At 67.5% G+C, this 25,182-nt stretch carries 26 protein-coding genes; 15 read left to right on the top strand and 11 right to left on the bottom strand.

Annotated features, from left to right (window positions below; all coding sequences use genetic code 11):
• Nucleotides 1-29 precede the first annotated feature (29 nt).
• Entirely contained in the window at nt 30-1,016 is a 987-nt protein-coding gene (locus AB0L57_RS05300; protein ID WP_364957535.1) for a metallophosphoesterase, read from the bottom strand.
• 146 nt (nt 1,017-1,162) lie between these two features.
• Between AB0L57_RS05300 and AB0L57_RS05295 the strand changes: the two genes are divergently transcribed.
• Complete coding sequence (locus AB0L57_RS05295) at nt 1,163-1,627, top strand: GatB/YqeY domain-containing protein (RefSeq protein WP_364957532.1); 465 nt, start codon at nt 1,163-1,165, stop codon at nt 1,625-1,627.
• Nucleotides 1,628-1,712: 85 nt separating this feature from the next.
• On the opposite strand, the gene AB0L57_RS05290 is transcribed toward AB0L57_RS05295, so the two are convergent.
• Complete coding sequence (locus AB0L57_RS05290; protein WP_364957529.1) at nt 1,713-4,082, bottom strand: transglycosylase domain-containing protein; 2,370 nt, start codon at nt 4,080-4,082, stop codon at nt 1,713-1,715.
• A gap of 281 nt (nt 4,083-4,363) precedes the next feature.
• Between AB0L57_RS05290 and AB0L57_RS05285 the strand changes: the two genes are divergently transcribed.
• Nucleotides 4,364-4,687, top strand: a complete 324-nt coding sequence (locus AB0L57_RS05285; RefSeq protein WP_024800988.1) for a WhiB family transcriptional regulator — start codon at nt 4,364-4,366, stop codon at nt 4,685-4,687.
• A 135-nt stretch (nt 4,688-4,822) separates the two neighbouring features.
• Here AB0L57_RS05285 and AB0L57_RS05280 read toward each other — a convergent pair whose 3' ends face one another.
• Nucleotides 4,823-6,028: an ArsA family ATPase gene (locus AB0L57_RS05280; RefSeq protein WP_364957525.1), complete on the bottom strand. Its 1,206-nt coding sequence runs from the start codon at nt 6,026-6,028 to the stop codon at nt 4,823-4,825.
• The gene (locus AB0L57_RS05275) at nt 6,028-7,065 is read right to left on the bottom strand and encodes an ArsA-related P-loop ATPase (protein ID WP_364957523.1); all 1,038 of its coding nucleotides are present in this window, start codon (nt 7,063-7,065) and stop codon (nt 6,028-6,030) included. The genes AB0L57_RS05280 and AB0L57_RS05275 overlap by 1 nt, the downstream gene beginning before the upstream one ends.
• A gap of 176 nt (nt 7,066-7,241) precedes the next feature.
• Between AB0L57_RS05275 and AB0L57_RS05270 the strand changes: the two genes are divergently transcribed.
• The 3 genes from AB0L57_RS05270 (at nt 7,242) to AB0L57_RS05260 (ending at nt 8,849) form a co-directional block, all read left to right on the top strand.
• Nucleotides 7,242-7,406, top strand: coding sequence for a DUF4177 domain-containing protein (locus tag AB0L57_RS05270; RefSeq protein WP_364957520.1), 165 nt, complete (start codon nt 7,242-7,244; stop codon nt 7,404-7,406).
• Nucleotides 7,403-7,876, top strand: a complete 474-nt coding sequence (locus AB0L57_RS05265; protein ID WP_364957517.1) for a RidA family protein — start codon at nt 7,403-7,405, stop codon at nt 7,874-7,876. Before AB0L57_RS05270 ends, AB0L57_RS05265 begins: the two co-directional genes overlap by 4 nt.
• Nucleotides 7,877-8,027: 151 nt before the next feature.
• A complete protein-coding gene (locus AB0L57_RS05260; RefSeq protein ID WP_364957515.1) occupies nt 8,028-8,849 on the top strand; it encodes an MBL fold metallo-hydrolase in 822 nt (273 codons plus the stop codon).
• Between the two features lie 34 nt (nt 8,850-8,883).
• Here the strand turns inward: AB0L57_RS05260 and AB0L57_RS05255 are convergent, their stop codons facing one another.
• Nucleotides 8,884-9,558, bottom strand: a complete 675-nt coding sequence (locus AB0L57_RS05255; RefSeq protein ID WP_019044571.1) for a Crp/Fnr family transcriptional regulator — start codon at nt 9,556-9,558, stop codon at nt 8,884-8,886.
• A gap of 214 nt (nt 9,559-9,772) precedes the next feature.
• Nucleotides 9,773-10,012: a hypothetical protein gene (locus AB0L57_RS05250; RefSeq protein ID WP_364957512.1), complete on the bottom strand. Its 240-nt coding sequence runs from the start codon at nt 10,010-10,012 to the stop codon at nt 9,773-9,775.
• A gap of 193 nt (nt 10,013-10,205) precedes the next feature.
• Between AB0L57_RS05250 and nth the strand changes: the two genes are divergently transcribed.
• From nth to AB0L57_RS05230, 4 genes are read left to right on the top strand one after another with little or no spacing between them, the layout of a single operon-like run.
• Nucleotides 10,206-10,970 carry an endonuclease III gene (nth, locus tag AB0L57_RS05245; protein WP_364959244.1) on the top strand — a complete coding sequence of 255 codons (765 nt, stop codon included), beginning with the start codon at nt 10,206-10,208 and terminating at the stop codon, nt 10,968-10,970.
• Nucleotides 10,967-11,614, top strand: a complete 648-nt coding sequence (locus AB0L57_RS05240; RefSeq protein WP_364957509.1) for a TlpA disulfide reductase family protein — start codon at nt 10,967-10,969, stop codon at nt 11,612-11,614. Before nth ends, AB0L57_RS05240 begins: the two co-directional genes overlap by 4 nt.
• The gene (locus tag AB0L57_RS05235; RefSeq protein WP_364957506.1) at nt 11,611-12,312 is read left to right on the top strand and encodes a CoA pyrophosphatase; all 702 of its coding nucleotides are present in this window, start codon (nt 11,611-11,613) and stop codon (nt 12,310-12,312) included. The genes AB0L57_RS05240 and AB0L57_RS05235 overlap by 4 nt, the downstream gene beginning before the upstream one ends.
• On the top strand, nt 12,309-13,502 hold the full coding sequence (locus tag AB0L57_RS05230; protein WP_364957503.1) for a MarP family serine protease: 1,194 nt from the start codon (nt 12,309-12,311) through the stop codon (nt 13,500-13,502). The genes AB0L57_RS05235 and AB0L57_RS05230 overlap by 4 nt, the downstream gene beginning before the upstream one ends.
• A 56-nt stretch (nt 13,503-13,558) precedes the next feature.
• Here the strand turns inward: AB0L57_RS05230 and AB0L57_RS05225 are convergent, their stop codons facing one another.
• The 4 genes from AB0L57_RS05225 to acs form a co-directional block, all read right to left on the bottom strand.
• Nucleotides 13,559-14,530 carry an alpha/beta hydrolase gene (locus AB0L57_RS05225; RefSeq protein WP_364957500.1) on the bottom strand — a complete coding sequence of 324 codons (972 nt, stop codon included), beginning with the start codon at nt 14,528-14,530 and terminating at the stop codon, nt 13,559-13,561.
• 21 nt (nt 14,531-14,551) lie between these two features.
• Nucleotides 14,552-15,049, bottom strand: coding sequence for a phage holin family protein (locus tag AB0L57_RS05220; RefSeq protein ID WP_364957498.1), 498 nt, complete (start codon nt 15,047-15,049; stop codon nt 14,552-14,554).
• A gap of 39 nt (nt 15,050-15,088) precedes the next feature.
• Nucleotides 15,089-16,300, bottom strand: a complete 1,212-nt coding sequence (gene nhaA / locus AB0L57_RS05215) for a Na+/H+ antiporter NhaA (protein WP_364957495.1) — start codon at nt 16,298-16,300, stop codon at nt 15,089-15,091.
• Between the two features lie 198 nt (nt 16,301-16,498).
• Nucleotides 16,499-18,454 carry an acetate--CoA ligase gene (gene acs, locus AB0L57_RS05210; RefSeq protein ID WP_364957492.1) on the bottom strand — a complete coding sequence of 652 codons (1,956 nt, stop codon included), beginning with the start codon at nt 18,452-18,454 and terminating at the stop codon, nt 16,499-16,501.
• A 263-nt stretch (nt 18,455-18,717) separates the two neighbouring features.
• Here acs and AB0L57_RS05205 point away from each other — a divergent pair, with 263 nt between their 5' ends.
• The gene (locus AB0L57_RS05205) at nt 18,718-19,461 is read left to right on the top strand and encodes an oxidoreductase (RefSeq protein ID WP_364957490.1); all 744 of its coding nucleotides are present in this window, start codon (nt 18,718-18,720) and stop codon (nt 19,459-19,461) included.
• 451 nt (nt 19,462-19,912) lie between these two features.
• On the opposite strand, the gene AB0L57_RS05200 is transcribed toward AB0L57_RS05205, so the two are convergent.
• Entirely contained in the window at nt 19,913-20,692 is a 780-nt protein-coding gene (locus AB0L57_RS05200) for an HAD-IB family hydrolase (RefSeq protein WP_364959242.1), read from the bottom strand.
• 565 nt (nt 20,693-21,257) lie between these two features.
• Between AB0L57_RS05200 and ssd the strand changes: the two genes are divergently transcribed.
• The 5 genes from ssd to AB0L57_RS05175 all read left to right on the top strand — a co-directional run bounded on the left by ssd (nt 21,258) and on the right by AB0L57_RS05175 (nt 25,175).
• Nucleotides 21,258-22,343, top strand: coding sequence for a septum site-determining protein Ssd (gene ssd, locus AB0L57_RS05195; protein WP_364957486.1), 1,086 nt, complete (start codon nt 21,258-21,260; stop codon nt 22,341-22,343).
• Nucleotides 22,340-23,524 (top strand): TadA family conjugal transfer-associated ATPase, encoded by a 1,185-nt coding sequence (locus AB0L57_RS05190; protein ID WP_364957483.1) that lies wholly within the window; start codon nt 22,340-22,342, stop codon nt 23,522-23,524. The genes ssd and AB0L57_RS05190 overlap by 4 nt, the downstream gene beginning before the upstream one ends.
• 287 nt (nt 23,525-23,811) lie before the next feature.
• A complete protein-coding gene (locus tag AB0L57_RS05185; RefSeq protein ID WP_364957480.1) occupies nt 23,812-24,312 on the top strand; it encodes a hypothetical protein in 501 nt (166 codons plus the stop codon).
• A complete protein-coding gene (locus tag AB0L57_RS05180; protein ID WP_364957477.1) occupies nt 24,309-24,905 on the top strand; it encodes a type II secretion system F family protein in 597 nt (198 codons plus the stop codon). The genes AB0L57_RS05185 and AB0L57_RS05180 overlap by 4 nt, the downstream gene beginning before the upstream one ends.
• 57 nt (nt 24,906-24,962) lie before the next feature.
• A complete protein-coding gene (locus AB0L57_RS05175) occupies nt 24,963-25,175 on the top strand; it encodes a DUF4244 domain-containing protein (protein ID WP_364957474.1) in 213 nt (70 codons plus the stop codon).
• Nucleotides 25,176-25,182: the final 7 nt, after the last annotated feature.

Here is a 25,182-nt window from a genome sequence, read left to right as displayed (position 1 = left end):
TGCCTGCTGTCGTGCCTCGGCACGACACCCTAGCGCGCCACGGCCTCCGATTCGGACACGCCATGACCAGTGTCGGCAACAGGGCGTTTCGGCGGCGCGGCCACCAGTGTCAGCAGGGTCGCCTCGGGACGGCAGCAGAACCGGTACGGCGCCCACGGCGAAGTGCCGAGACCGGCCGATACGTGCAATCTGGTGTGCGCACCCCAGCGTGAAGGTCCCTTCACCCGCGATCGGTCGATTCCGCAGTTGGTGACCAACGCGCCGTATCCGGGCATGCACAACTGACCGCCGTGGGTGTGCCCGGCCAGCACCAGGTCGTATCCATCGTCGGCGAACCGGTCCAGCACCCGGGGTTCGGGTGAATGGGTGAGCCCGATGCTCAAGTCCGCCAGCGGATTCGGGGTTCCAGCGATGGTGTCGTACCGGTCGCGGACGAGATGCGGATCGTCCACACCGGCGGTGGAGATCTTGATACCGGCGACCTCGAGATCGCGCCGGACATGGGTCAGATCGAGCCAGCCGCGTTCGGTGAACGCCGCGCGCAGATCCTGCCAGGGCAGCGGATCGCCGAGCTGCCGCTTGTGGTTCTTGTCGAAATACTTCAGCGGATTCTTCGGGACCGGCGCGAAGTAGTCGTTACTGCCGAAGATGAAGATGCCCGGACGCCCCAGCAGCGAGGACAGCGACTGCACGACCGCCGGTACCGATTTCGGATGCGCGAGATTGTCACCGGTGTTGACGACCAGATCGGGTTCCAAAGCGGCCAGTTCTCGAACCCAAGCCTGTTTGAGCTTCTGACCTGGCGTCATGTGGAGATCGCTGATGTGCAGAACACGTAGGCTCGACGAGCCCGGCTGCAGCACCGGCATCGTGGCCTCACGGAGGACGAAGGCATTGCGTTCGATCAGCGAGGCGTAGCCGATTCCGGCCACCGCGGTACCGGCGGCCGCCGCGGCGATCTTGGCTCCGGAGCCCAGCGCTGCTCGTCGAAGTGCGGGGGACGAGAATACGGGCATCAGACCAGAATAGGCGACCAGTGTGACGAATACCGAGTGTGATTCCGCACAGGCATCCGGATTGTCTGGCTGTGCGCGTGTCGACACGCTGGCGATCGAGATAAATGCGGTGGGGGCGTTCATGCCCAGCGGCTAGCGTGTGGCGCATGTCGGAACTCAAATCGAAGTTGCGCGCCGATCTGACCGCGGCGATGAAGGCCAAGGACGCCCTGCGCCTCAACACGCTGCGGATGCTGGTGGCGGCCGTGCAGAACGCCGAGGTCGCCGGCTCCGAGGCCAAGGAACTGTCGGACGCCGAAGTGATCGCGGTTCTCGGCAAGGAGGCAAAGAAGCGCAACGAGGCCGCGGTGGTCTACGAACAGGCCGGTCGCGGTGAGCTCGCGGCCAACGAGCGGGCCGAACAGGAGATCATCGACGAATACCTGCCGACACCACTCACCGATGCCGAGGTCGCCGATCTCGCCGACACCGCCATCGCCGATGTGGCCGAGGAGATCGGCGAGCGCCCCGGGATGAAACAGATGGGCCAGGTCATGAAGATCGCGACGGCACTGGCCGCCGGTCGCGCGGACGGTTCGCGGATCTCGGCTGCGGTCCGGTCGCGGCTGTAGTCCGTGGTCCGGCAGGGCCGGAGATGCCGAGGGCCGGCGAATGTGTTTCCCACATTCGCCGGCCCTCGCTCATTTCGACAAGCCGCTATCGCGGCAACGGGATCGGAATCGGTGGCAGCCGCGGTACCGGAAGCCCCGGTAGACCCGGCAGGCCCGGTGGCGGTGCGGCCGGACCCGGCTTCGGTATCTCCCGCTGCGTGCCGTCACTGACCAGCACGGTGATCACCGATCCGGGAATCGCCGAACCGTTCGGGGTGGTCGCGGTGACCGTGCCCTTGGCGGCCGAACCCGGTGAGGTCACCGTGGAGACCTGGAATCCGGCGCCGATGAGCATGGACCGTGCCTCCGCTTCCGACATGCCGTTCACGTCCGGAATCTGAGCGTTGTTCGCCCCGCGCACGTACTTGTCGTCGACCGGGGGCAGGACCGTCGGCGGGAATTTGTCGAGGGCCGGTTTGATACCGCTGAACCAGCTGCGAGCCGGTTCGTTACCACCGTAGAGATTGCCGTCGCCGCAGCTGCGCAGCGGGAACGAGCAGATCTCGCCGGGGGTCGGGGAGTCGCCGTAGATGTAGGCGGCGCCCGCCATCGCATTGGTGAATCCGAAGAACGCCGAGGAGCGGTGTGTCTCGGTGGTTCCGGTCTTCGCCGACACCGGGACGTTCCAGCCCGCGGCACGGGCGGAACCGGCCGCGGTTCCGCCGACAGCGTCCTGGCTCAGTGCGTTGGCCAGGGTGTTCGCCAAACCGGGTTCGACGACCTGCTCACAGGCCTGCTGGGTCAGCGGGACCTGCTTGCCGTCGCGATCGAGCACCTCCGCGATCGGTGAGGGCGGGCACCATTTGCCGCCCGAGGCGATGGTGGCCGCGACATTCGACAACTCCAGCGGATTGATCGCGACCGGGCCGAGGGTGAACGACCCCAGATTCTGCTGCTTGATCATGTCGGCCAGGCTCTGATTGCCGTGTCCCGAGGTCCCCGCATCGGCGTAGGAGCGCATTCCCAGCCGGATCGCCATATCGACCGTGGGGGTGACGCCGACGTCCTGGATCAGCTTCACGAACGCGGTGTTCGGTGATTGCGCGAGGGCCTCGGTCACCGACATCGGTGACCGGTAGTTACCGGCATTCTTCACGCAGTAGGTGGCCGGCGGACAACCGGCGGCACCACCGTTACCCATCCCCTTGGCCGCGAAGAACGAGGGCACATCGAGTTCGGCGTTGATGCCCAGTCCCTTCTCCATCGCCGCGGCCGTGGTGAAGATCTTGAAAATCGAGCCCGCGCCGTCACCGACCATCGAATACGGCTGTGGTTGCACGGTTTCGTGTGCGCCCTGATCCAGGCCGTAGGTGCGACTCGAGGTCATCGCGAGAATGTGATGGGCGTCCTGACCGGGCGCGATGATGCTCGAGACCTCGGCGACATCCGGCAGATTCGGATCGGTCACCGAATTCACGGCGGCCTTCATCGAATTCTGCACGTTCGGATCCAGGGTGGTGCGGATCGTGTATCCGCCCTTGTCGATCTGGTCTTTGCTGATCCCGGCATTGGCCAGATACTGCAGCGCGTAATCGCAGAAGTAGCCGCGGTCGCCCGAGGAGATACAACCGCGGGGCAATCCCTTCGGCTCCGGCAGCACGCCCAGGGGCTGTTCCTTGGCGGCCCGGAATTCCTCGGCCCGGCTGGGGATGTTCTGGATCAGCGTGTCCAGCACCGTATTGCGGCGCTCCGTCACGCCCTGGGGATTGGTGTACGGGTTGAGTTTGGAGCTGGACTGGACCATGCCGGCCAGCATCGCGGCCTGGGCGACCTTCAAGTCCTTGGCGTCGACGCCGAAATAGGTCTGCGCGGCGTCCTGAATTCCGTAGGAGCCGTTACCGAAGGGCACCAGATTCAGGTACCGGGTCAGGATCTCGTCCTTGGTGAGCTCTTTCTCCAGGGTCAGGGCCATCCGGATTTCGCGGAGCTTGCGGGCGGGTGTGGTCTCGATCGCGGCCCGGCGTTCGGCGTCGGTCTTCGCGACCACCAGCAGCTGGAAGTTCTTGACGTACTGCTGGTCGATGGTCGAGGCACCCTGCTGGACTTCACCGCTCGAGGTGTTGGTCAGGAATGCACGCAGCGTGCCCTGCCAATCGACGCCGCCGTGTTCGGCGAAACGTTTGTCCTCGATGGAGACGATCGACAACTTCATGTCGTTGGCGATCTTGTCGCTGGGCACCTCGAAACGTCTCTGCTCGTACAGCCAGGCGATCGGGGCACCGGTGGCATCGACCATCGTGGACACCGCCGGTGCGGTGCCCTCCACCAATTCCGATGAAACGTTGTCCACGGCATCGGCTGCGCGGTTCGACATGTACCCGAAACCGCCGGCGAGTGGAAACATCAATCCGGCGAGGAGTACGGCCGCTAGTACGCAGGCGCCGGCGAGCCTCGCGAGCGTTTGTGAGATCGGCACGCGCCCCAGCCTAATTGGCCCGCCGTCACACGCGAGGTGCACGGTCGGCGGCGAGCCGTGGTGGCAGGTCACAAGCCTTCCGCAGGGACGGGCGTACCAGAAAATCCGGGCACGGTCTTGCGCTCGCCCCATACCTTTACCTAGATTGAGAACCCAGTGTGATAGAGCTAACACTCAAAGTGGAATGTGGTGCGGAACGCAGCGGGGTTGGGTTGCTGTGAGCTGTACGCGATTCCGGAGCGCCGTTGACCCGGTGTTCGGACTGCAAAGGGGCACACCAAATGCACATGACTACCCCCATCGCTCGATTGGACGTGGAGCAGGCCGAAGCGAGAATCGCCTGGGTGTCCCAGGCCCGATGCAAGGAAGTGGATCCCGACCAGCTGTTCGTCCGCGGTGCGGCCCAGCGCAAGGCTGCCACCATCTGTCGGCATTGCCCGGTGCTCATGGAGTGCGGTGCCGACGCGCTGGACAATCGCGTGGAGTTCGGTGTGTGGGGCGGGATGACCGAGCGGCAGCGGCGTGCACTGCTCAAGCAGCATCCCGAGGTCACCTCCTGGGCGGAGTTCTTCCGCGCTCAGCGTCAGCAGAAGGTTGCCATGTAGTCGTCCACCGACATCCACGGTTCGAGCCCGCGTTGCGGGCTCGAACCGTTTCCGGCCGAAGGACGTGCGGAATCGGGGCCGCACGTCCGAAGGCCCGGACCGGATCCGCGGTGAGCCGCTCGCGGTCGAGAGTGATCAGGCCGCCGGATTCCCGGCGAGTTGATCGCCGACCGCGCGCAAGGCCTCCAGATCCGAGACCTCGAACGGCAGCGCGGTGACCGTGACGATGGGTACCCGCGGATGAGCGCCGGTGAAGCGATTCAGCAGATGCCGTTCCCGCTTGGCGGTCACCGCGCGATGGGCGTGGATGCGCAGGATGTCGGCGGTCAGTGTCGCGGGATCGGTGGTCGCGTCCGCGGCCGCTGTTTCCTCCGTGGTGCCGTCGGCATCACTGCCCGCGCCCGGGCTGAGCCGGTCGGCGCCGGTGATGGCCTGGGCCGCCGGCAGGGTGCACAGCACCGGATGAGTGCGATTGAGGACCAGTCCGGCCAGTGGCATCTGATCGGTGGAGAGCCGATCGACGAAGAACGACGCCTCGCGCAGCGCATCCGGTTCCGCCGCCGCGACCACCACGAAGTGCGTGCCGGGTCGCGAGAGCATGGCGTAGGTTCGCTCGGCACGGTCCTGGAAGCCGCCGAACATCGATTCCAGCGACTGCAGGAACAGGGACGCGTCCTTGAGCATCTGGCCGCCCACGATCGTGGACACACCGCGCACCGCCAGACTCATGGCGCCGGTGACGAAGCGGCCCACACCGCGGCCGGGTGCCATGATCACCCGGATCATCCGGCCGTTGAGAAAATTGCCGAGCCGTTTGGGCGCGTCCAGGAAATCCAGGGCATTGCGCGAGGGCGGGGTGTCGACGACGACCAGATCCCAGTCGCGCTTGGCGACCAGTTGCCCCAGCTTCTCCATCGCCATGTACTCCTGCGTTCCGCCGAACGACGAGGCGACCGTTTGGTAGAAGGGGTTGGCGAAGATCTGCTCGGCCTTGTCCGCAGTGGTGTGCTCGAGCACCATCTCGTCGAAGGTGCGGCGCATGTTCAGCATCATCGCGTAGAGCTCGCCCCGGGCGGTCTCGGGCAATTGGACGCGCTGCGGCGCATTGCCGAGATCGGTGACCCCCAGTGATTGCGCCAGCCGCCGGGCCGGATCGATGGTGAGTACCACGACCTTGCGGCCCTGTTCGGCGGCGCGCAGCGCGATGGCCGCCGCCGTCGTGGTCTTGCCGACCCCACCGGAACCGCAGCACACCACCACCCGGGCCGTCCGATCGGCGATGATCGCCTCGATGTCCAATAGTGGGGTCGCCGGCGGGATCAGGGGGCTCGGATGACTCATCAGCGGACTCCCTGTGCGCTCAGATGTGCGGCCAATTCGTACAGTCCGCCCAGGTCCATCCCGTCGGGCAGGGCGGGCAGATACAGGCGGCTGATATCCACCCTGGCCAGTTCCGCGGAGCTGTCGTCCTGAGCCTGCAGGGTCGCCGAATGTTCCACGGCCTCCTGGATCAAACCCTCGAAATCGTTGTCGTCGAGGATGATTCCGGCCTCCGCCAGCCCGGATCGCACCGCGGCGAGATCGAGGTCGCCATTCGCCACGCGGGCCCGTACCGGAGCGGGGAGGAAACCCTCGGTGGCGCGATTGACGATGACGGTGCCGATGCGGAAGTCGGACTCGGTCAGCTCGGCGATCGCGTCGGCGGTCTCCTGTACCGGCAGCGCCTCGAGCAGGGTCACCAGATGCACGACCGTCTGCTCGGAATGCAGCAGTGCGGCCACACCCTCGGCTTGACCGGCGATCGGCCCACCCTTGGCTACTTCGGCCATGGCCTTGGTGACATCGAGGAATCCGGCGATCCGGCCGGTCGGCGGCGCATCGATCACGATCTCGTCGTAGACGGCCTTGCCGGATTTGTCGGCGCGGACCGCGCATTCCTTGATCTTGCCGGTCAGAATGACATCCCGCAGACCCGGTGCGATCGTGGTGACGAATTCGATGGCGCCCATCCGGCGCATCGCCCGGCCGGCGAAGCCGAGGTTGTAGAACATGTCGAGATATTCGAGAAAGGCGTGTTCGATATCGAGGGCCAGCGCCATCACCTCGCCGCCACCGTCGGCGGTGGCGATCTTCGTTTCGGTCGGCGGCAGCGGCGGCAGATCGAACAATTGGGCAATCGATTGGCGGCCTTCCACCTCGACCAGGAGTACCCGGCGTCCACCGGCCGCCAGTGCCAGGGCCAAAGCGCCTGCGACCGTGGATTTTCCGGTCCCGCCCTTACCGGATACGTAATGCAGCCGCGCCTTGTCGGCTCGGTCCGGCCACCCTAATTTCAGTCCCGGCTCTTGCGAAACGGGTACTGCCGTCGGTACTCCCACGTTCGCGAGCCTATAACCCGTTACGAAACAGCGACCAGAGGATGGGGCTACTGTCTCGTTGACCACAGCACACTTCCGTCCGGGCCCGAAATGTGCTGATCGTCGTGCGTTCGCGGACAGGCCGGTCGCACGGCCGCACCACCCGGCCCGCACCCACACCAGTACGCTTCTGCGACATGAGCGATGTGACCGTCTGGGAGTACGCGACCGTGCCGCTGCTGACCCATGCGACCAAGCAGATTCTCGATCAGTGGGGTGCCGACGGCTGGGAGCTGGTCACGGTGCTGCCCGGTCCGACCGGCGAGCAGCATGTGGCGTATCTGAAGCGGCCCAAGCCGTGACCGCCTCGGGTGTCGACTGGCAGGCCAATCTCGACCGGCTCGGGCTGACCCTGCCGCCGGTCGCGGCGCCCGCCGGCGCCTACATCCCGGCGATTCGTTCCGGTTCGCTGGTCTACACCGCCGGACAGTTGCCGTTCGTCGACGGTGCGTTGTCGGCGACGGGCAAGGTCGGTGGCGAGGTCGATATCGCCGAAGCCGCCCGCGCCGCCGGTCTGTGCGCGCTGAACGCCCTGGCCGCCGTGCACGATCTGGTCGGCTTGGATGCCGTCGTGCGAATCGTCAAGGTGGTCGGATTCGTCGCCTCCGCACCGGGTTTCACCGATCAGCCACTGGTGATCAATGGTGCCTCCGAGCTGCTCGGCGAGGTTTTCGGCACCGCGGGTGTGCACGCGCGCTCGGCGGTCGGGGTCGCGGAGCTGCCGAAGGGGACCCCGGTCGAGGTGGAGCTCATTGCCGAGATTCGGGGTTGAATGGGGGGATGACTGACGTCCGCTCCACTCTCACCTCCGGATTTCCGGAGGTGAGAGCAGATCTCGTAAGTACATGGGTACCTCGTCGGGAACATCCAGAGTTCGGCCGGGTGCTCGACCGCCGGCCCGGCGCGAAAATGATGGGGCACTCATGACCGGCGAAACGGCGCGGGGAGGCGGACCAGCCCTGGCGCACCCCGCGTACGGGCAGCTTCGCAAGGTCACCGAGACCGCGTCCGTGCTGCTGGCGAACAATCCGAACCAGATGACGCTCGACGGCACCAACACCTGGATTCTGCGTGCCCCCGGTCGCTCGGACTGTGTGGTGATCGATCCGGGGCCCAAGGACAAGGCGCACAGCGAGGCGATCGCGCGGGAAACCGGCGGACAGATCGCGCTGACACTGATCACCCATCACCATCACGATCACACGGGTGGCATCGATCGGCTGGTGAAGCTGACCGGAACGCCGGTGCGGGCGATGGATCCCGGATATCTGTCCGGCTCGCCCGATGTGCTGACCGACGGCGAGATCGTCGAGGCGGCCGGACTGCGTTTGACGGTGCTCGGCACACCGGGGCACACCGAGGATTCGGTGAGTGTGCTCCTCGACGACGCGATCGTCACCGGAGACACCGTGCTGGGTAGTGGTACGACCGTGCTGGAATCGCGCGACGACGCACTGGGAGACTATCTCGCCTCACTGGATCGGCTGGCGGCGCAGGCGCCCGGGCGGGCGCTGCTGCCCGCGCACGGCCCCGATCACTCGCAGGCCGAACCGGTGATCAATTACTACATCCAGCATCGGCAGCAACGTCTGGACCAGGTCCGGGCGGCACTGCGCGAACTGGGTGACGACGCGTCCCCGATGAAGATCGTGGCGCGCGTGTACGCCGATGTGGACAAGAAGCTGTGGCCGGCGGCGCGCAGTTCGGTCCAGGCGCAGCTGGCCTACCTGCGCCGCGCCGACTAGTCCGGCCGGGCGCGCCGAAGCGCGGAGGGAATCCCTACCGCGCTCGGCGAGCCAGCCGCTCCGAATCGGAGATCAGCACGCTCTTGCCCTCGAGTCGCAGCCAGCCGCGATGGGCGAAATCGGCCAGGGCCTTGTTCACCGTCTCGCGCGAGGCGCCGACCAGCTGGGCGATCTCCTCCTGCGTCAGGTCGTGGGTGACCCGCAGTGCGCCGGCCTCCTGGGTGCCGAACCGCTGTGCGAGCTGCAGCAGCGCCTTGGCGACTCGGCCGGGGACATCGGTGAAGATCAGATCGGCGAGGTTGTTGTTGGTACGCCGCAGACGACGGGCGAGCACCCGCAGCAACTGCTCAGCGATCTCCGGACGCTGATCGATCCACGCCTTGAGCGCGTCGCGGTCCATCGTCACCGCGCGAACCTCGGTCACCGTGGTGGCCGTGGAGGTACGCGGGCCCGGATCGAAGATCGACAGCTCGCCGAACATATCCGATGGACCCATGATGGTCAGCAGGTTCTCACGGCCGTCGGGGGACCGGCGGCCGATCTTCACCTTGCCCGAAGTGATGATGTACAGCCGATCGCCGGGCTCACCCTCGTTGAAGATGACATGACCGCGCGGGAAATCCACCGGCTGAAGCTGTTTGGCGAGAGCGGCCACCGCGGTGGGCTCGACGCCTTGGAAGATGCCTGCTCTGGCGAGGGCCTCGTCCACGAATGTGCTCCTTATGGGAATTGACGGTGCTTACTGCCGCTCAGCTCGTGTCGCTATCGCCACAGCGTCGGACCGAAGCGTTCGGCCGACAGTGCAGTCTACTTGCCATTCGCGCAGCGCAGTGACAGACACCACGTAACGAGCGGTATGTGAACGGGCACGGTGTCGTGGAAAGTTCCCGATTCGTCGAAATCCGCCGCGCGGCGGGACCTGCTCAGCTGGCCTGGGCGACGTCGAGCTCTTCACTTCTGACGCGACGGCCACCGGCACCGGCGTGTGCGGGAACACCCAATTTCGCCAGCTCGTTGACCTCGGCATTGCTGGCCCTGTCCAGATATTGCTGGACCTCTTCACCCGGTTCGAGCAGCTTGCGCAGCCGGTTTTCGACGCGTTCCATCAACAGAGCGAACAGCATCAACACCACCGGGAAGAGCACCACAGCGAGTCCTTGCATACGGGTGAGTAAACACGGAGAAGGTCTCAGATGGAACACGGGGAGACTTCGCGAACGCGCTCACGTCGGTGTCGTTCCGTATGGTGGACGCGTGCGTGAACCCAGATCCAACGCCGTGAACGGGCAGAACTCGGCGGCGAAGGCCCCCGCTGCGGCGTCGGTCACATCGGCGGAATCCCATTCGCCGAGCAAGGTGAAATCCACGCGATCGAACTCGAAATCGGCCGCACGTTTCGCCGGAGAGACCCGGCTCGGCCTGGTACGACGGGCTCGTCGTATGAATCGGACGCTGGCTCTTGCATTTCCCGACGCGCACTGCGAACTGGATTTCAGCACGCCACTCGAATTGGCGGTCGCCACAATCCTTTCCGCGCAATGCACCGATATTCGGGTAAATCAGACAACTCCGGCGTTGTTCGCGCGATATCGCAACGCGAAGGACTATGCCGAGGCCGATCGGACCGAACTCGAGGAGTACATCCGGCCCACCGGATTCTTCCGGAACAAGACGAATTCACTGATCGGGCTGGGGCAGGCACTCCTCGAGCAGCACGACGGTGAAGTGCCCGCGACGATGGCCGAATTGGTGAAGCTGCCGGGTATCGGCCGCAAGACCGCCAATGTCATCCTCGGTAACGCGTTCGATGTGCCGGGAATCACTGTCGACACCCATTTCTCGCGGCTCGTGGGGCGCTGGAAGTGGACCGCCGAGGAGGATCCGGTCAAGATCGAGCATGCCATCGGCGCGCTGATCGAGCGCAAGGAATGGACCATGCTCTCGCACCGGGTGATCTTCCACGGCCGGCGCGTCTGCCACGCCCGCAAGCCGGCCTGCGGCGCCTGCCTCCTGGCGAAGGACTGCCCTTCCTACGGCATCGGCCCGACCGATCCCGCGACGTCCGCTGCACTGGTGAAGGGGCCGGAGGCCGAGCATCTGCTCGAATTGGTGGGCCGGTGAAGTCGGTACCGACTGCGTGGCGGTGGGCGTTCGTAGTTCTGATCACGGTGGTGGCTCTGGCGGTGGCGGTCTGGCCGCGCGATGAACACGGCGCATCGTCGGTGACCGCCACAGCGGTCCAGGATGGTCCGGCGGCCGTCTCCGACGATCAGCGCGCGGCGGCGGCCCTGGCGGACTGCCCTCGCCCGTCGGCGCGGACCGAACCCGCTCCGGACGCCGGACCGCTGGCGGGGATGGTCGTCCAATGCCTGGCCGACGGTCGCCCGATCGATCTGGGCGCCGCCCTCGCGGGCCGCCCGGCGCTGCTGAACCTCTGGGCCTTCTACTGCGAACCGTGCGCGCAGGAACTGCCCGCCCTGCAGGAGTACGCGAACCGGGCGGGCGATGCGGTGACGGTGCTGACCGTGCACAGCGACCCGGCGCAGACACGTGGGCTGGACCGCCTGCGTGCTCTCGGCGTACATCTGCCCGGCGTCCAGGACGGTGACGGGAAGGTGCGCTCGGTGTCGAATGCTCCCCGGGTCCTGCCCATCTCGATACTCGTGCGCGCCGACGGTTCGATCGCGAAGGTCCTCGTCCAGCCGTTCAAGTCCGCCGACGAGGTCGCCGCAGCCGTCGAACAAGGTCTGGGGGTCGCTGCGTGATTCCGCAATGGCTGCGCGGGGTCGCCGAACACGAGCCCGCGGATCCCACCGGCGTCAATCAGGTTCTGCATCGGACCGCGGGGAAGATCGCGTCGGCAGCACTTCGACCGCGCGAGGCCTCGGTGCTGGTCCTGTTCGGCGGATCGCCCGACGCCGATCCCACGTCGCCGGGCGGGATGCCCGCCGATGCCGATCTGCTGCTGACCCAGCGCGCGGCCACACTGCGCCAGCATCGTGGCCAGGTCGCGTTCCCGGGCGGTGGGGTCGAACCCGGTGACGACGGACCGATCGGTACCGCGCTGCGCGAGGCGCGCGAGGAGACCGGACTGGATCCCACCGGGGTCGAGCCCTTCGCGATACTTCCCAAGATCTTCGTGCCGCCCTCGCGTTTCGATGTGACCCCCGTGGTCGCCTACTGGCGAACACCGGGTGAGGTGGGCGTGGTCAGCGAGGCCGAGGCCGCGCGGGTGGTCCGGGTGCCGCTGGTCGATCTCATCGACCCCGCCAACCGGTTCGTCGTGCGTCATCCGCTGGGGTATATGGGCCCGGCCTTCGCCGTTGATGGCATGCTCGTCTGGGGTTTCACCGCCGGTGTGCTCGCCGGTCTGCTTGCGGTATCGGGATGGGAGCGGGACTGGGATCACCACGATGTGCGTGATCTGCAGGCCTCGCTCGCGGCAGTGGGGATGACGTTATGAGTAGTTCCGGGTGGCTCGACCTTGCGGTCATCATCATTGCTCTGCTCGCCGCGTCCTCCGGCTGGCGGCAGGGCGCGGTGGCGTCCGCGCTGGGTTTCCTGGGCGTGGTGCTCGGTGCGGTCGCCGGCATTCTGATCGCGCCGCACATCCTGCAGCACATCAGCGAGGGCCGTAAGCGTGTGCTCGTCGGTGTGGTGCTGATCGTCGTCCTGGTGGTCGTGGGTGAGGTCGCGGGGATGGTGCTGGGCCGGGCGGCGCGCAGCGGTATGCGCCATCCGTTCACACGCAGTGTGGACAGCGTCGTCGGCGCGGCGCTGCAGTGTGTCGCCGTCCTGGTGACCGCCTGGCTGCTGGCACTACCGCTGGCTTCGTCGTCACAGCCCGGGATCGCCGCGGCCGTCAACGGGTCTCGCGTGCTGTCCGACGTCAACACGGTCGCGCCCAACTGGTTGCGGCGGGTGCCCAACGAATTCTCCAAACTGCTCAACACCTCCGGGCTGCCGGAGGTGATCGGTCCGTTCGGGCGTGCGCCGATCGCGGCGGTCGAACCGCCGGATCCCAGCGTGCTCGACACACCGGTGGCGCTGAATCTGCAGCACAGTGTGCTGCGGATCAACGGCGTCGCACCGAGTTGCCAGCGCGCGCTGGAAGGGTCCGGATTCGTCGTCGCGCCCGAGCGCATCATGACCAATGCCCACGTGGTCGCGGGTACTTCGACCGTGCAGGTGGATACCGCGCGTGGTCGGCTCGACGCCACGGTGGTGCTGTTCGACCCGTCGAAGGACGTCGCGATCCTGGCCGTGCCCGGCCTCAACGCCCCGGTGATCCCGCTGGCCGAAGCCGCGGGCAAATCAGGGGAGAGCGCGATCGTTCTCGGTTATCCGGGCGGTGGTCCCTACACCGCCAGTGCCGCGCGAGTGCGGGAGACACTCGAACTGACCGGGCCCGACATCTACAAGAGCAACACCGTGGAACGCCAGGTCTACACGGTTCGCGGCCGCGTCCGGGCGGGCAATTCCGGTGGACCGCTGGTCGATACCGATGGTCAGGTACTCGGCGTGGTCTTCGGTGCGGCCGTCACCGACGACGACACCGGCTATGTGCTGACACTCAAAGAGGTCGAATCCGATCTGCAGGCAGCGGGCGGTTCGGCCGCGCCGGTCGGCACCGGAGACTGTGTTCTGAACTGATCGGCGATTCACCGCCGGTCCGATTGGCGGACAGAGCCTTCGGCGCCCCGTGCGTCCTAGACGTATTGCGCGGTGGCCGGATCGCCCAGCAGTTCGGCCAGTGCGGCGGTGACCGCACCGGGATTTTCCTGATGGGCGAAATGCCCCGCATTCGGAATCCGCACCACTCGCCGGTCCGGTGCCAGCCGGGCCGCGCCGCGCAGAGTCGATTCCAGGATGTAGTGGTCCGATTCGCCGTGCAGGATCAGCGTCGGAATGCGAACGGGTTCGCGCATCGCGGACAGGAAGCGACGCCCGTCGGGACGCCACTGGCTGCGGAAGGCCCAGCGCTGATATTCCAGGGCGCAGTGTGCCGCACCGGGCACCCGGATGGCTGTGCGCATGTTCTGCGCGGTCTCGACGAATTCCGCCGTTGCCGCCCATCGGGGATCGACTCGATCTCGAACCAGCCGCTCCACCTCGAAGCCGTCCTGCCGGGTCAGAAGATTTTCGCCATAGCGCGGCAATTGATAACGCAGGAAATTCGGCAGATAGGCCGAGCGCTGGCGACGGTCGCGCAGAACCGCGCGCTTCAGCGCCACCGGATGCGGCGAGGCCAGCAGCGCGATGGATCGCACCACCCGCGGATGCAGGACGGCGGTCGCCCAGCACACCAGACCGCCCTCGGCATGTCCGACGAGCGTGGCGTCGGTGTGGCCGAGTGCGCGCACGAGTCCGGCGATATCACCGGCCAGGGTCCAGCCGTCGTAGCCGCGCGGCGGTTTGTCGGAATCGCCGTAACCGCGCAGATCGACCGCCACGGTGCGGTATCCGGCCTCGGTGAGTCCGGTGAGCTGATGCCGCCACGACCACCAGAAATCGCCGAAGCCGTGCAGGAGAACGACCAGCGGGCGCGCGGGATCACCCGCCGTGTCCGCACCGGCGCCCTCGGCGATATGGAAGCGGATGCCGTTGGCGCGCACGTCGCGATGTGTCCACGGACCGTCGAAACGGACGCTGGACGGATCGGGAGGCGAATTCGACGACACGCCGAAAGCGTAATGGCCGCGTCAGGCGGACGGCTTGTCGGCCGTGTGCTCGGCGTGTGATCCGAAGCCCTGCGGCAGGACCGACCGGGTTTCCTTCAGCGATTCGATGGTCTTGGCCGGCGCCCGGAGTTTGCGGACCTTCAGATAGCCGAGCAGGCCCAGCGCGACCACCACGACGATCATCAGCGCGAAGACGATCAGGAACGCCGCCCACCGGTACAGCCACACATCGAGCAGTTCGGCGAGGAAGAAGAAAAAGAAGAACGAGGAGAACAGCAGGACCGTCAGCGCGCCGATGAAGAAGACGCTGCCCTGCAGGCCCTTCTTGATCTCGCCGGTCACCTCGGCCTTGGCCAGCTCCACTTCGGCGCGGACCAGGGTCGACATCTGCTCGGCCGCGTCGCGCACCAGATCGCCCACACTGGCGCCCGCGGTGGTATCGACCTCGGACAGCGGAATCGAGGTGACGGTCCGATTGCGGCCCGCATCGTGCCCGTTACCGCCGTTTGTGACGCTCAATTGCTCGACCCTTCTCCATGTCCCGGTGCTGTCCGGCCTTCACTCGTCTGCGGTGGCCGCCCTTGCGTCGCGTCGCGCCTGATGCGCCCGGCCCCGCCGCAACAGTAGCGCCGAACCGAGTAACGACGCCGTCAAGGATGTCGTCAACACGGCGGCCTTGGCCAGTTCGGCCGACTCTCGGTCGGTCAACGCAAGTTCTGCCACCAAGAGGCTAACGGTGAAACCGATCCCGCCCAGTACCGACAGGGCCGACATGTCCCGATTGCCGAGACCGGCGGGCCGCCTGGCGATTCCGAATCGGATCGCCAGCCAGCTGGTACCGAAGATGCCGACCGTCTTCCCGATCAGCAGCCCCGCCATGATCGCCAGCGACAACCGGGAGGTGAACATCTCACCGAATACCTTGCCCGACAACGGGACTCCGGCCGCGAACAGTGCGAACAGCGGCACGCACAGCCCGGCGGAGACGGGCTGGAACAGATGCTCGAGGCGGGCCGCGGGTGCCTCGAACTCGTCCGGATCGGGGCGCACCCGGGTGAGCAGCCCGCAGATCACGCCTGCCAGCGTGGGATGAATCCCGGCCTCGTGCAGTGCATACCAGGCCACCAGCGCCAGCGGGACGTACACCAGCGGGGTGCGGATACGCCGATTCTGGGCCAGTGCCCACGCGCCGAAGCAAGCGGCGGCGGCGAACAGCCAGCCGACCGCGACCGTGGTGGTGAACAGAATGGCGATCAACACGATCGCGATCAGGTCGTCGACCACCGCCAGGCTGAGCAGGAAGACGCGGGCCCCGGCCGGTATCCGGGATCCGGTCAGTGCGAGCACCGCCAGTGCGAAGGCGATATCGGTCGCCACCGGAATGGCCCAGGCTCGATCCATCCCCGGCATGCCCCAGCCGATGATCAGCGCGATGAGGGCAGGCGTGATCACCCCGCCAGCAGCGGCCAGCACGGGCAGGACGGCACGTTTGCGATCGGCCAGCTCGCCGACCACGAGTTCGCGTTTGAGTTCGAGACCCGCGACGAAGAAGAAGATCGCCAGCAGGCCGTCTCCGGTCCACTCCGCGAGGGTGAGGTGCAGATCCAGCAGCGGGATCGAGATCGTGGTGTCGAGCATGGTGGAGTAGCCACCGTGCCACGGCGAATTGGCCCACAGCAGCGCCACCGCGGCCGCGATCAGCATCAGGGCGCCACCGACGGTTTCGGTGCGCAGATAGCGGGCCAGCTCGGAACGGAGCGCGACGATCACGGAATACCTTTCGGGCGCGGACGGCGGTTGTGATGAGCTCGCCCCGCGGGCTCGCCAATCACACGCCGACCAGACTTCCCGGCACTCCTGACGAAATCTTAACCGCCGGGCGCCGGCCGGTTACCGCCGGTTTCCATGAAACGAGCCGAGCGCACGCCCGGTGGATATCGGACGTGCGCTCGCTACCGGATCCACCGATCAGGCGTTGGATGCGCGGATGGCCTCGAACACGTTGGGGTCCACCAGTGTGGAGGTGTCGCCGAGTTCGCGGCCTTCGGCGACATCGCGGAGCAGTCGCCGCATGATCTTGCCCGAGCGGGTCTTGGGGAGTTCGGGTACGACGTGGATCTCGCGGGGGCGTGCGATGGGGCTGATCTCGCGGGAGACTTCGGCCTTGAGTTCGTCGACGAGTTCGCGGCCGGTGTCGGTCGTGTCGCCGGTGAGGATGACGAATGCCACGATGCCCTGGCCGGTGGTGGTGTCGGTGGCGCCGACGACCGCGGCTTCGGCGACGCTGTGATGCCCGACGAGTGCGGACTCGACTTCGGCGGTGGAGATGCGGTGGCCGGAGACGTTCATGACGTCGTCGACGCGGCCGAGGACCCACAGGGCGTCGTCGGCGTCGATCTTGGCGCCGTCACCGGCGAAGTACCAGCCCTGAGCGGCGAAGCGTTCCCAGTAGGTGGCTTTGTAGCGTTCGTTGTCGCCCCAGATGCCGCGCAGCATCGACGGCCACGGCTGGTCGAGGACCAGATAACCGTTGGCCTCTGTGGAGCCGCGTTCGACGGGGTTGCCTTCTTCGTCGACGACTTTTGCCGAGATGCCGGGCAGTGCTGCCATGGCCGCGCCGGGTTTGGCGGCGGTGACGCCGGGCAGCGGAGAGATCATGATCGCGCCGGTTTCGGTCTGCCACCAGGTGTCCACGATCGGGGCCGAGCCCGCGCCGATGACCTCGCGGTACCAGCGCCAGGCTTCGGGGTTGATGGGTTCGCCGACCGATCCCAGGACCCGGATCGAGGACAGGTCGTGGGCGTCGGGGATCTCGCGGCCCCATTTCATGAAGGTGCGGATCAGGGTGGGGGCGGTGTAATAGATTGTGACGCCGTACTTCTCGATGATCTGCCAGTGCCGGTGTTCATCGGGGAAGTTGGGAGTGCCCTCGTAGACGACCTGGGTGGCGCGGTTGGCCAGCGGGCCGTAGACGATGTAGGAGTGCCCGGTGACCCAGCCGATGTCGGCGGTGCACCAGTAGACGTCGGCGCCGGGTTTGTGGTCGAACACGTTGTGGTGGGTGTAGGCGACCTGGGTCAGATAACCGCCCGAGGTGTGCAGGATGCCCTTGGGTTTTCCGGTGGTGCCGGAGGTGTAGAGGATGTAGAGCGGGTGTTCGGCATCGAATGCGCTGCAAGCGTGTTCCTCGGACGCTTGCGCGACGGTGTCGTGCCACCACAGATCGCGGCCCTCGGTCCAGGCGATCTCGATGTTGGTGCGGCGCACGACCAGGACGTGTTCCACGCTGTGTGGGACGTCGCCGTGGGCGTAGAGCGCTTCGTCGACGGCTTCCTTCAGCGGTGCGGCCTTTCCGCGGCGCCATTGTCCGTCGGTGGTGATGACCAGCCGGGCTTCGGCGTCGTCGACGCGCTGGCGCAGGGCGCTGGGGGAGAAGCCGGCGAAGACCACCGAGTGGGTCAGGCCCAGTCGTGCGCAGGCGAGCATGGACACGATGGCCTCGGGCACCATCGGCATGTAGATCGCGACCCGGTCACCGGCGACCAGGCCGAGTTCGGTGAAGTAGTTGGCGGCCTGGCTGACCTCGGCCTGTAGTTGTGCGTAGGTGATGGCGCGGGAGTCGCCCGGTTCGCCTTCCCAATGGATCGCGACCTGATCGCCGTAACCGTCGGCGACGTGGCGGTCCACGCAGTTGTAGGCGACGTTGAGCTTGCCGTCGACGAACCAGCGGGCGAAAGGCGCATTGTCCCAATCGGATACGCGTGTCCAGGGCTGATGCCAGTGCAGCCGTTGTGCCTGCTCGGCCCAGAAACCGTCACGATCGGCCGCGGCCCGGTCGTAGATCGATGCATCGGCGTTGGCGGCCGCGGCGAACTCCGCGGTCGGCGGATACACGTCTCGGTGCTCAGCGGTGGTGTCGGTCATCTCGCCTCCTGTAACTTGCGGGACGCCCGCACCCGGTCGGCCCGGCGAGGGCGCTTCCCGGGGTGACTCGTCGACTGTGACTCATCGGGCCTCTTCCATCGGATACGCGCGGGCCGGGGGTGACCTCGGCCACGATGTGACCCTAACGGACCGTGACCTGCGTCGCGTACGGGTCACCGGGCGCGGGTACGGGGCGGATGTCGCGAATCTGTCGTGCCCGGAGGTTGCGGGCCGCCGACGGTGCCTCGGCTAGCGTGTGGGTCGTGAGCGATGTGCTGCAACCCCTGGTCGACCTGCCCGGTGTGCGTGATGCGGCCGACCGCGCCCGCGACGCGCTCGCCGAGGTCCACATGCACAAGGCCAACCGCCGCGGCTGGCCGACAACCGCGGCCGAGGCCGCGGTGCGGGCGGCGCGCTCCTCCGCGGCCATCGATGGCGGCGCCACCGAGCTGCCGGCCGACGGTCGGGTCGCCGATCCGATTCTCGCTGGCTCACTGCGGGTCGGACAGGCGCTCGACGGTGACGCACTGCGCAATATGACCGGGGTCTGGCAGCGGGCGCCGTTGCAGGCGTTGGCGCGGCTGCACCTGCTGGCCGCCGCGGACCTCGTCGACGAAGAGATCGAACTCGGCCGTCCCCGTGCGGAATCCGGTGTCGCCGATCGGCTCGATCTCCTGGCCCAGACCGTACTGACCTCGAGTGCGCCGGCTCCGGTACTGGCGGCGGTGGTACACGGCGAATTGCTGTCGCTACGCGCGTTCGGTTCCGCCGATGGTGTGGTCGCCCGGGCGGCGTCCCGGCTGGTGACCGTGGCATCGGGCCTGGATCCGCACAGTCTCGGCGTCCCGGAGGTGTTCTGGCTGCGACGGCGCCAGGCATATCTCGATGCGGCGGCCGGCTTCGCGACCGGTACCCCCGACGGTGTGGGTGGCTGGGTGCTGTTCTGTTGCGGCGGGCTCGAAGACGGTGCCCGCGAAGCGCGATCCATCGCCGATTCGGCGGCCTGAGGTGACCGATACGTCGAAGCGGGCGGCGTAGCCGTCGTCGGCCTCACCGCCCGCTAGCACGGACTGCCCGGTTACCAAGCGTGCTGGTCGGGTTGTGTTCTGCGGCCTCGGCGATCATCCGCGCTCCGCCGGTTCATCCCCGCAACCTGTGCGAGGCCATTGCCGAGGTGAGTACGAATTTCGCAGGCCCACAACGCTTCTGCCCTTGTCGCGGCGCGCTCCGCGTGGGTGCCTGGCGTCCGTGCTGGGAAGTGCGGCCGGGAGATCGAACCTTCTCTTCCGTTTCGATCTTGGCCTTCCGCCCTTCCGTGGGTCCATTGTTACTCTGTGATACCCCTCACATCAAGGGTCGAGCGGACATTTCGATAATCGATACGGGGTCCGGCGCAGCGTGGTTATATCGATGGGTTGCGCGGCGTTGACCAGGCCCGATATTGCGGGTGTGCCGCTCTCAGCGGCGTCGGCGCAGCAGCCGGTAACTGACCGCACCCGCCAGCACCGCACTCAGTCCGACGACCACGGTCGCGGCCACCGTCGTACTCGACGGTGCGGGAATACGCGACCACAGTGACACCGGATTCGAGAAGGTCAGGATCGGCCAGTCCCGGGCCAACGCCTCGCGCCGCAGATTGCGATCGGGATTCACCGCGGTGGGATGTCCGACCGCCGACAGCATCGGCAGATCGGTGATCGAATCGGAGTAGGCATAGCACTGCGACAGGTCGTAATGCTCGGTCCCGGCCAGTTTTTCGATCGCCTCGACCTTGCCCTCGCCGTAGCAGTAGAACTCGACCTCGCCCGTGTACTTGCCGTTGTCGACCACCATGCGGGTGGCGGCGGTGTAGTTGGCGCCCAGCGCGGCGGCGATCGGCGCGACGATCTCCTCACCGGAGGCGGAGACGATCACCACATCGTGACCGCGGATCTTGTGGTCGGCGATCAGATCCGAGGCCTCGGCGAAGATCAACGGGTCGACCAGTTCGTGCAGGGTTTCGGCGACGATCGCGCGCACCTGCGACACATCCCAGCCGGCGCACATCTTGGTCAGATGTTCACGCATGCGCTCCATCTGGTCGTGATCGGCACCGGAGAGCATGAACAGGAAATGGGCATAGCTCGATTCCAGGACCGTGCGCCGATCGATCAGGCCCTGATCGAAGAAAGGCCGGCTGAAGACGAATGCGCTCGATTTCGCGATCACCGTTTTATCCAGATCGAAGAACGCGGCGATCCGGGGCTCCTGCCGGGGGTTCGCCGTCCGATGCGCATCGTGCGGTGCTGTGTCGTTGCGGTGTCGCGGGACTCCAGGAGTCCCGGCTGTTCGCGTTTCCGTAGCTGATTGGTCGCCCTCGGCCGTCACGAATCCAGAATAGGGAGCATTGCGCCGGATGTGGTGTTCGACCCGGATGCGTATATGGCCCCGACGCGGGGCAACCGCCGCCGTCGAGGCCGAAACTTCCCGATGCAATGGACTTGCGTCGCGGCCCGTTTCTGGGTGTAGTATTGCTGGCACCTGGACATGGTCCAGGCGTGTTCAGCCCGACCCCCCGGGGCTGAACCCCGACGGCCCCAGCCTCCTCCCCCCCCGGCTGGGGCCGTCCTCTATTTCTGGACCGGTTGGTGCTCTCGGTTCCCGATTCGCAGCGATCGTCCACTCCGATCCGTTCGCGCCGCTGCACACCGGCAGTGGGCGATGCCGTCGATCACCGCTCCGAATCTGTCCACAGGCCGCGTGTTGTCCACACTCGCCGCCGGGCCTGTGGTCCGGACTGCTGATTCGGGCGACGCTGGCAGACATGAATTCCGTTGCAGCAGTTCCACCTCCAGCGCTGGTGCTGGTCGGCGACCAGCGGCTGCGCGACGAGGTGCGCCGGGTCGCCGCCGCGGCCGACCGCGCACTCGACGAGCGCTCGATGCCTGTCGGCAGACATGCGTGGGCCGCGGCCGCACTGGTGCTTGTCGATACCGCGGCGGCACAGGCCTGCGCGGCAGCCGGATATCCCCGGCGCTCGGGGGTCGTGCTGGTCGGCGGCGGTGAGCCGGAGCTCGAACACTGGCAGGCCGCTGCCGAGGTCGGTGCGGAACGGGTTGTCGCGCTGCCCTCCGGCACCGAAACCCTGATCGAGTCGTTCGCCGCCCATGCGTGGCGAGATCCAGGCGACGGGCTGGTAGTGGCCCTCGTCGGTGCCGGTGGCGGGGCCGGTACCTCGGTGTTCGCCGGCGCGCTGGCCCTGGCCGCCGCCGATCGTCGATTCCGGCCACAGACCTTGCTGGTCGACGCGGACCCGCTCGGTGGCGGTATCGATCTGCTCCTCGGAATCGAATCGGCCCCCGGGCTCCGCTGGCCGGACCTGACGGTGCAGGACGGCCGCATCGGGGCGCAGGCCCTGCACGACGCACTGCCTGCCGCCGCCCCTGGGCTGGAGGTGCTGGCCTGCAGCAGACCGGACGGCACCGGCCCGGACGAGATCGGCGTCGGCGCCGCGCGGGCCGTCGTGGCAGCCGGTCGCGGCGCCGGGGATCTGGTGATCTGCGATATCTCGGGCAACCGGGGACCGCATACCGACCACTTCCTGGACATCGCGGATCTCGTCGTATTCGTGGTGCCGGCCCGACTACGTGCGGTGGCGGCCGCAGGCGCGGTGGTCGCCGATATCGCACGCCGAAATCCCAACCAGGCGTTGGTGGTTCGCGGACCGGCCCCGGGCGGGCTGCGAGGTCGCGAGGTCGCGGACACGCTGGGGCTGCCGCTGCTGGCGGCCATGCGGGCACAACCGGGCCTCGCGGGGACGCTCGAACGGGGCGGACTGGCGCTGACACGCGGCCCGCTGCTGGCCGGCGCGGAAGCGGTACTGGCCGTACTGCCGGATGGTGCTCGATGAGCGGGGTGGTGAATGCCGAACTGCTGGAACGGGTCAGGGAACGGCTCGCCGCTCAGCCTGGTGAGCACGACCCCGCACGACTGGCGGCCGCCATCCGTGCCGAAGCGGGCCGGGTCCTCGGCGATACGGATCTCTTGCGAGCCCTGCGACTCCTGCAAACGGAGATGACGGGCGCCGGCGCACTGGAACCACTGCTGCACGATGCGCGGGTCTCCGATGTGCTCGTGACCGCGCCCGATGCGGTGTGGGTGGATCGCGGCAACGGCCTCGAGCGTGCACCCGTTCGCTTTCCCGACGATGCGGCGGTACGGCGGCTGGCCCAGCGGCTGGCCCTGGCCGCCGGGCGCCGCCTCGACGACGCGCAACCCTGGGTGGACGGCCGGCTGCCGGAATACGAGCGTGCGCCCGGAGAGAGTTTCGGGGTCCGCCTGCACGCGGTGCTCTCGCCCATCGCTCAGGGCGGGACCTGCATCTCGTTGCGAGTGCTGCGGCCGGTCGGCCACAGCCTGGACGATCTGCGCGCATCCGGCACCCTGACGGTGGAGTCGGAGCGCTTGCTGGACGCCATCGTCCGGGCCCGGCTCGCCTATCTCGTGGTCGGTGGTACCGGTGCCGGGAAGACGACGCTGCTCTCGGCACTGCTGGCTCGGGTCGATCCCGCCGAGCGCATCGTCTGCGTCGAGGACGCGGCCGAATTGTCGCCACCGCATCCGCATGTCGTGCATCTCGTGTCCCGGGTCCCGAATGTGGAGGGCGCCGGAGCGGTCACCGTCCGGGATCTGGTGCGACAAGCGCTGCGCATGCGTCCGGACCGCATCGTGGTCGGCGAGGTGCGCGGGGGCGAGGTGGTGGACCTGCTCACGGCACTGAACACCGGGCACGACGGCGGTGCGGGGACGGTGCACGCGAATTCGCCGCGCGAAGTCCCGGCACGACTGGAAGCCCTTGCGGCACTGGGCGGAATGAGCCGGGAGGGCCTGCACAGCCAGCTGGCAGCGGCGGTCCAGATCGTCCTGGCCATGCGCCGCCGGTCCGATGGCACGCGATTGCTGGGGGAGATCGGTCTGGTCGTCCGCGACGACGCCGGCCTCCGGATCGAGACGGCGTGGAGTGCGGACTCCGGTGCGGCACCCGCCCGGAACGCCCTGTCGCGCCTGTTGCGCGAACGGGCACAACGGTGACCGCGAGCCTGCTGTGCGGCGCGGCGGCCCTGCTCGTCCTGCCGACTCCGGTCCGGCGGCACCGGCTGCGCGTGTTGTCGAGGCGTTCGGATGAGAGACGAAATATTCAGTCCACGTGGATCATTCGCGGATCTGCCCTGGCCGCGGTGGTCGCCACGGTCGCATTCGGTCCGGGCCCGGCCGGGGCGGCTGTGCTGGCGGCCGCCACATACGTTGTGCGGTCGAGAAACCGACGTCGCGAGCGTCGACACGATGACGAGTGCCGGAAACTACTGGAGGGACTGGATGTGGTGATCGGCGAATTGCGGACGGGGGCTCATCCCGGTACCGCCGCATCCGTCGCGGCCGCGGAGGTCGGCGGTCCGGTCGGCGCGGCCTTCGCGGTCAGCGCCGCACGCGCGCGGCTCGGCGGGTCCGGCGCCGCCGGCCTGCGTACCCGGAAGTGTGCCGTGACAACCGAATTGGGGCGGGTGGCCGATGCCTGGGAGGTGGCGGAGCGGCATGGCCTCGCACTCGCGGACCTGCTCCATGCGGCTCGTGCGGATCTCGCCGGGCGCAGACGATTCGGTGAACGCACCACTGCGGCCCTGGCGGGTGCGAGAGCCAGCGCCGCGGTACTGGCCGGATTGCCCTTACTCGGCATCGCGCTGGGACAGCTCATGGGTGCGCATCCGGTGCAGGTGCTCATCGGCCGGGGAGTCGGCTCGTTCCTCCTGCCGCTCGGTACCGGGCTGATCGGTGCGGGGCTGCTCTGGGCCGATGCCATCACCGGGCGGGTGCGGACATGAACGGAATCCCGGTCGCCCTGCTGGGCGCGGCCGTCGCGCTGTTGCTCGTCCCGGCTCGCGTCACGCCGTCCGTCCGGCTCCGCGTCGCGCGCGGTGTCGTACCCGTGCCACCTCGGGGAATCCGGCCGTCCGCAGGCGACCCGCTCGAGATCGCCTCCGCTCTGGATCTGCTCGCTGCCTGTCTCCAGGCGGGCCTGCCCGCCGCCACCGCGGCCCGAGCCGTCGCACCCAGCGCCCCCGAGCCCTTCCGCACCGCGCTGTACCGCGCTGCGGATCTGCTCGCCCTCGGGGCCGATCCGGTCGTCGCCTGGGAACGGGCGGCTCGCGAGGCACCGATCGTCGAGATGGACGCACTGGCTCGGCTGGTACGCAGGTCGGCGCGCTCGGGCGCGGCACTGACGGGTGCGGTGGCCGATCTCGCCGATCGGTGCCGGTCCGCGGTCGAGGACGCCGCGGCCACGCGTGCCGAGCGTGCGGGCGTTCTCATCAGCGGTCCGCTCGGATTGTGCTTCCTGCCGGCCTTCGTATGTCTGGGCATCGTGCCGGTGGTCGTCGGATTGGCCGGCCGGGTGCTGGGCGGTGGGCTGTGGTGACGGCACAACGGACTCGGCGTGGACCTGCCGCGCCGATCGAAGGGAAAGGGGAAACCGATGCTCGCAACAGCACAGTCGGTGGTACGCGAACTACGTTCGCGGTTGATCCAGGCGGCCATGGCCGACGACGGCATGAGCACTGCCGAATACGCCATCGGCACGATCGCGGCCGCGGCCTTCGGGGCGGTGCTCTACACGGTGGTCACCGGCGATTCGATCGTCAACGCATTGACCAAGATCATCGACAAGGCGCTCGACACCACAGTCTGAGATTCGC

It is taken from the genome of Nocardia sp. NPDC052254 (assembly GCF_040679495.1).
Taxonomy (GTDB): Bacteria; Actinomycetota; Actinomycetes; order Mycobacteriales; family Mycobacteriaceae; genus Nocardia.
This window is presented reverse-complemented; position numbering and strand designations above follow the sequence as displayed.